General features: G+C 51.0%; 3 protein-coding genes. All 3 read left to right on the top strand.

Features of this window, described 5'->3' with window-relative positions; translation table 11 throughout:
• A partial coding sequence (locus ABLN94_RS24475) for a TAXI family TRAP transporter solute-binding subunit (protein WP_352997309.1) occupies positions 1-217 on the top strand: 217 nt, incomplete at its 5' end.
• Between the two features lie 255 nt (positions 218-472).
• Complete coding sequence (locus ABLN94_RS24470; protein ID WP_352997307.1) at positions 473-1,525, top strand: helix-turn-helix transcriptional regulator; 1,053 nt, start codon at positions 473-475, stop codon at positions 1,523-1,525.
• Between the two features lie 422 nt (positions 1,526-1,947).
• A partial coding sequence (locus tag ABLN94_RS24465; RefSeq protein WP_352997305.1) for a helix-turn-helix transcriptional regulator occupies positions 1,948-2,890 on the top strand: 943 nt, incomplete at its 3' end.

Genomic DNA, 2,890 nt, shown 5'->3' with positions numbered 1-2,890 from the left:
CTTTGGGGTCGGTGCAACACTTGTGACATCGGCCAACGTATCTGATGCGGCGGTCTATGCTTTGGTGTCGTCCATCTTCGAGAATTTCGACGATTTTCGCACGTTCCACCCCGCCTTCGCCAACCTGACCAAAGAGGAAATGGTAACGGCTGGTCTTTCAGCTCCAATCCATCCAGGCGCGTTGAAATATTATCAGGAACAAGGCCTGTTGGAATAGGTTTCCGGCCAAAGTCCGCTTCGTCTCAGTTGCACCGTAGCGTGTGCAACTGAGACGAAGAGCGACCCCGGCAATACTCAAGGGACGATCTCACGTCACAGGTTTGGATACAGGACTTATATCGATGGCAGTAGAGTGCCCAACCTGTTAATTCGACGTTCTCTGTACGCCCTCGCTGCACTATTGTGCCAGTCTTGAGAAATTGAGTATGTGCGGAACTCAAAGTGATAAAGGTACTGTTGTCTAAGGTTACTTATGGTAGAGCAAAACACGTTAATCTCCCACAGATTTGACACCAACTTGTTGCCAAAGAAGCAGCAATACGCGTTGTTTCGCGAGGAACTGTTCAACTTGGCGGGTTATGAAGTTGATCGCCCCGGACCTGTTGAAGACCCGTTTAGCCTCACTGGCGAAGCCAAAACAGCTCCGAAACTCTTGATTTACACATACCAAACCTTGACGCCGTGCGTCTTCCACAGATCGGAGCGTGGCATGGCGCGCGCGGAAAGGAACTACTTTGGAGTACACTTTCAATTCAAAGGAGAAGATCTGTCGACGCCTCTTTCGGAAGGTTCGGCGCATACCAGGACGGGGGACCTGCTTTCGCTCGACACCGAGCGACCGTCTTCCTATCAGCATAAAGGGGCGACGTCTTACTCGTTGAATCTGCATCGGAAGAAGGTTCAGGAAGAGGTTCCTGGAATCTCGCAGCTACACGGCATGGTGTTGCGAGACAGCCCGGTCACCAGAATTCTCAAAACTGCAATTACCGGCGTGTTCAGCGAATTGAAGCACGCGGACGATCGCGAAATCGAAACGCTTTCTGATACGCTCTATCGCCTCACTGTCGACGCGTTCAGACATCAGTGGATACAGGAACTCGAAACGCGCGAAATCCGGGATGAAACCGTCCTTTTTACGGTTGTAGATTTTATCCATCAGAACTTCCATCGTCGTGACCTGACACCGGAAGTGATTGCAAAGGCAGTCGGAATATCTCGTTCCAAATTGTACCAGATTTGCCAGCAAACGGACACACCTCAGCGCCTTATTCGATTGATACGATTGGAAAAAGCCGCGGGTCTGTTAAGGGCCGATGCCACCTGCAACATTGGTGATGTTGCCTATAAAACAGGGTTCTCAACTCGCCCGGCATTTTCCCGAGCGTTCATGGAATACTACGGTGTTTCACCGACAGACTACCGCGAGGGGATACGGGAAAAATTGCCTGAGTTTCAAAGACTAATCCCACCGACCGAAAGGGACTGGAGACTGAGGTATTCGCTAAAGGCGGCGGCATTAGGTTAACACCGAGAAACTGGATTCTTCTCCGGATCTACGAAAAGGCCAACAGTTGTGAGTAAGGAAACTCTGAAGCCTGCCTTAGTTCCGCGGACAACAGTCGCGGCCTTTTCTGCCTTGTGTGTTGGATTTCACGATCAACGAGAAGACACCTCGGCGATCACGCACGATGTTCACATGCGCAGCGTGACCTCAGGCCAGGCCGAAACACGCCACGTTGACCGTCTGATCACCATGGCGTGTTCGAGGGAGAGATGCCTTGCATTTCGCTCGAGTTTAGATACAGCAAAAAAGCTATCTGGAATGTCATACCGACATAGTTGGTTCCGTAGAGCACTTGCTTTCCCGCTGCACTATTGTGCCTGTCTTGAGGAATTGAGTATGTGCGGAGCTCAATGTGATGAAAGTACCGTCGTCTAAGGTTACTGATGGTTGAGCGAAACACGTTAACCTCCCTCAAATTTGACACCAACTTGTTGCCGAAAAAGCAGCAATACGCGTTTATTCGTGAGCAACTGTTCGACTCGGCGGGTTATGAAGTTGATCGCCCCGGACCTGTTGATCGCCCGTTTAGCCTCAATGGCGAATACAACAGAACTCCGAAACTCTGGATTTACAGATACCAGTGCAATACGCCGTGCTTCTTCCACAGATCGAAGCGTGGCATGGCGCGCAGGGAGATGAACGCCATTGGAGTGCATTACCGGCTCAATGGAGAAGATCTGTCGACACCGCTTTCCGAAGGTTCGGCACCTACCAGGACGGGGAACCTGCGTTCGCTCGACACTGAGCGACCGTATTCCTACCAGCATAAGGGGGTGACGGCTTACTCGTTGAATCTGCACCGGAAGAAGGTTCAGGAAGAGGTTCCTGGAATCTCGCAGCTACACAACATGGTCTTGCGAGACAGCCCGGTCACCAGAATTCTCAAAACTGCAATTACCGGCGTGTTCAGCGAATTGAATCACGCGGACGATCGCGAAATCGAAACGCTTTCTGAAACGCTCTATCGCCTCACTGTCGACGCGTTCAGACATCAGTGGATACAGGAACTTGAAACGCGCGAAATTAGAGACGAAACCGTCCTTTTCACGGTTGTAGATTTTATCCATCAGAACTTCCATCGTCGTGACCTGACACCGGAAGTGATTGCCAAGGCAGTCGGAATATCACGTTCCAAATTGTACCAGATTTGCCAGCAAACGGACACGCCTCAGCGCCTTATTCGATTGATACGATTGGAAAAAGCCGCGGGCCTTCTAAGGGCCGATGCCAACTGCAATATTGGTGATGTTGCCTATAAAACAGGGTTCTCTACTCGCCCGGTATTTTCCCGAGCGTTCATGGATCACTACGGCGTGTCTCCGACAG

Origin of the sequence: Ruegeria sp. SCP11, from assembly GCF_040329455.1 — a bacterium.
GTDB lineage: Bacteria > Pseudomonadota > Alphaproteobacteria > Rhodobacterales > Rhodobacteraceae > Ruegeria > Ruegeria atlantica_E.
The sequence above is the reverse complement of the archived record's forward strand: the minus strand, read 5'-3'. Positions and strand labels throughout refer to the sequence as shown.